Consider the following 316-nt stretch of genomic DNA (forward strand, 5'->3'; position numbering starts at 1 on the left):
GATGAGATTGGCCCCCATGGCGACGAAGATCATGGCCTGTGAGACATCGATGCGGCGCTCGTAATCGCGCACGAGGCGTCGCCAGCGGGTCATCCAACCGAACGTCCGTTCGACGACCCAGCGTCGGGACAGAACCTCGAAGCCTTTAGCCCCGTTACGGCGGCGGATGATCTCGACGACGAACTCCAGATAAGCCGCCTTGTCCATCAGTTGGAGGCGGTCATAGGCGCCATCGGCAAACAGGTGCTTCACCCAGGGCCAGCGTTTACGGATCGCATCCAGGATCATCTGTGCGCCTGCGCTGTCGGAGATGTCG

Annotated in this window: 1 protein-coding gene; it reads right to left on the reverse strand. The window is 61.4% G+C overall.

Annotated elements, in window-relative coordinates; genetic code table 11:
- A partial coding sequence (locus B7449_RS19140; RefSeq protein ID WP_048884109.1) for a transposase occupies positions 1–316 on the reverse strand: 316 nt, incomplete at both ends.

Origin of the sequence: Komagataeibacter intermedius TF2 (genome assembly GCF_000964425.1) — a bacterium.
Lineage (GTDB): Bacteria > Pseudomonadota > Alphaproteobacteria > Acetobacterales > Acetobacteraceae > Komagataeibacter > Komagataeibacter intermedius.